Below are 2,507 nucleotides of genomic sequence, written 5' to 3'. Positions count from 1 at the left end.
CGCCCGCCCGCCGGCCCGGTCGCCCGCGGCCTGGCCGGCGGCGGCGCGGCCCCCCGCGGCATGGTTCCTGGCGATGAGGGCGGACTCGTCGCCGGTCCAGAGCCATTCGGCGACGGCCTCGAAGGGGTGCTCGGTCGCGAGGGTGAGGGCGTCGCGTCCCCGGTAGTAGGGGCGGTCGGGGCCGAGGGCGGTGACCGCCGACTCGATCGCGAGCTCCGACGGCCCTGGCCGCCGGCGCGGCCTGCCCTTGCGGGCGAGCTCCTCGACCTGCGCGGCGTCGAAGAGCGAGCGGCGGCCCGCCTCGTCCCGGCGGCGGCGCAGGACGCCCCGGCTCACGTAGGCGTACAGCGTGGCGGGTTTCACACCGAGGCGTTCCGCGGCCTCGGCCGCGTCGATCCACTGCCCCACCTGGCCGACCTCCCACTCAATGTTGATTATGGTCAATATTGATACATGTGGATCGGGCTGTCAATCTGAGCACATGCCTCAGATCCACTTCCTGGACGTCACCAACCGGGACGGCGTCCAGACCGCACGCACCGGGCTCTCGAAGTTCGGCAAGACGATGGTCAACCTCTACCTGGGCCGGCTGGGCGTGGCGCAGTCGGAGATCGGGTTCCCGTTCCTGTTCCACGAGGTCCCCTACGTCCGGGCGCAGCTGGCGCTCGAGGAGGCGGGGGCGTTCGGCGGCCTGCGCCTGTCCGGCTGGTGCCGGGGCGTCGCGGCGGACGTGGAGAAGGCGCTGGAGGTGCGGTCGCCGTCCGGCCGGACCCTGCGCCACATGAACCCGTCGATCTCGACGTCCGACTACATGATCGCGAACAAGTTCCGCGGCAAACTGGACCGCGCGGCCATCATCCGGGAGGCGCAGGCCGCGGTCCGGGCCGCCAAGGCGGGCGGCGTGGAGACCGTCGGCGTCAACGCCGAGGACGGTTCGCGCACCGACGACGGCTTCCTGCACGAGTTCGCGCTCGCCGCCAAGGAGGCCGGCGCGGACCGCGTCCGCTACTGCGACACGATCGGCGGGGACAGTCCCGGCCGGATCCGCGAGCGGTTCGCCAGGCTCGCCGCCGCCATCGGGATGCCGGTCGAGACGCACTGCCACAACGACCTCGGCATGGCCGTCGCGAACTCGGTGTCCGGCGCGCTCGGCGACCTGGAGGCCGGGCAGGACGCCTGGGTCAACACCTGCGTGAACGGCATCGGCGAACGCGCCGGGAACGCCGACCTGCTGTCCACGATCCTGGCGTTCGAGCACGCCTTCGGGGTGGACGCCGAGATCGGCGACGCGCTCGACCTGTCGTGGGCGCGCCGCTTCGCCCTGTGGGCGAGCTACGCCTTCGGCCAGCCGCTGCCGTACAACCAGGTCGGCGCGGGTGTGAACGCGTTCGCGCACGAGTCCGGCATCCACGCGGACGGCGCCCTCAAGGACCACGGCAACTACGAGCTGTTCGACGAGGCCACCCTCGGCCCGTTCCCGGACGACCTGCACGCCCAGCGCGGCCGGGTCGTTCTCACCGGCGAGTACGGCGGACGCTCCGGCTTCCGCCACGTGATGGACGAGCTCGGCGTCGAACCGTCCGACCCGGAGCTGTCGTTCCGCCTCGTCCAGCTGTGCAACGCGATGACCGGACGCCCGCTCACCGACGACGAGCTCCGCCTGATCGCCGCCCACCCGGCCGAACTGTCCCTGCTCTTCCCCGGCTACCTCTGACCGCTCCCACCCGGCCCACGCCCCCGCTCGCTCCCTACCCGGGAAGCCCGCACCGCAGCGGGCGGGGGGGCGGGCGGAGGCGGGTGGCGCCAGGGGGCTCATCGGACGGCTGCCGGGATGTCAGTGGGCGCTTCTATGGTCCCGGCATGACCAGCGCACAGGCGTACCAGTACGTCCGGCCGTCCGCGCTCACGGGCGCGGGCCTCGGACTGTCGACCTCCGGCGGGACCACGGCGTCCGGCGGCCGGACGGACCATCCGCACTTCTTCAGCGGGCTGCTCACGCGGGCGGCGCCCGCGGCGGCGGGGCTGCTCGGGCTCGCGGACGTGGCCCGCACCCGCTACCACCGGCCGCGGCCGACCGGCATGCGCGACCCGGTGGTCACCTGCAACGGGGACCGGCTCCGGATGGAGTCGTTCTCGGCCTGCGGCGGCGTCTACGCCCGGCTCGACGTCCTCCAGGACGCGCTGGACGGCGAGGTCGTCGACCTGGGCACCACCAACGTGGACGTCAACGGGCCGCTGCGCGAGGCGCTCGCCCGGGTCGGCGGGGACGAGCCGCTGCACCTGGCGGTCGGGACGGGCGAGCTCGTCGTCACCACGCTGGACGGCGCGACGGTCGAGAAGAAGGTCCCGCTGCCGGACCGCTGGCTGCGCGGGTTCGCCGAGGTCCAGGTGATCGCGTCCGCGTTCGACCCGCGGGCCGAGCTGACCGCCGCCGAGGCCGTCCGCTTCCTGCGCGGGCTGCCGGCCGGGCGCGGCGGCGCCGACGCGCTGTGGGCGGTCCCGGCCGG

2 protein-coding genes and 1 pseudogene are annotated in these 2,507 nt (G+C 74.0%); 2 read left to right on the top strand and 1 reads right to left on the bottom strand.

Annotated features, from left to right (window positions below):
• On the bottom strand, nucleotides 1–408 hold a 408-nt coding region (locus DZF91_RS25000), incomplete at its 3' end, for a helix-turn-helix domain-containing protein (RefSeq protein ID WP_117359690.1).
• 73 nt (nucleotides 409–481) lie between these two features.
• On the opposite strand from DZF91_RS25000, the gene DZF91_RS24995 reads away from it, so the two are divergent.
• Nucleotides 482–1,714 carry a LeuA family protein gene (locus DZF91_RS24995; RefSeq protein ID WP_117359689.1) on the top strand — a complete coding sequence of 411 codons (1,233 nt, stop codon included), beginning with the start codon at nucleotides 482–484 and terminating at the stop codon, nucleotides 1,712–1,714.
• A 146-nt stretch (nucleotides 1,715–1,860) separates the two neighbouring features.
• Nucleotides 1,861–2,507 (top strand): annotated as a pseudogene (locus DZF91_RS24990) (SWIM zinc finger family protein); the annotation flags it as partial.

This window comes from Actinomadura logoneensis (assembly GCF_003428695.1).
GTDB classification, from domain to species: domain Bacteria; phylum Actinomycetota; class Actinomycetes; order Streptosporangiales; family Streptosporangiaceae; genus Spirillospora; species Spirillospora logoneensis.
This window is presented reverse-complemented; position numbering and strand designations above follow the sequence as displayed.

What these genes read in the sequence shown, in the direction of transcription:
- DZF91_RS24995 (WP_117359689.1), top strand. Translation starts at nt 482, where the DNA reads ATGCCTCAGATCCACTTCCTGGACGTCACCAACCGGGACGGCGTCCAG.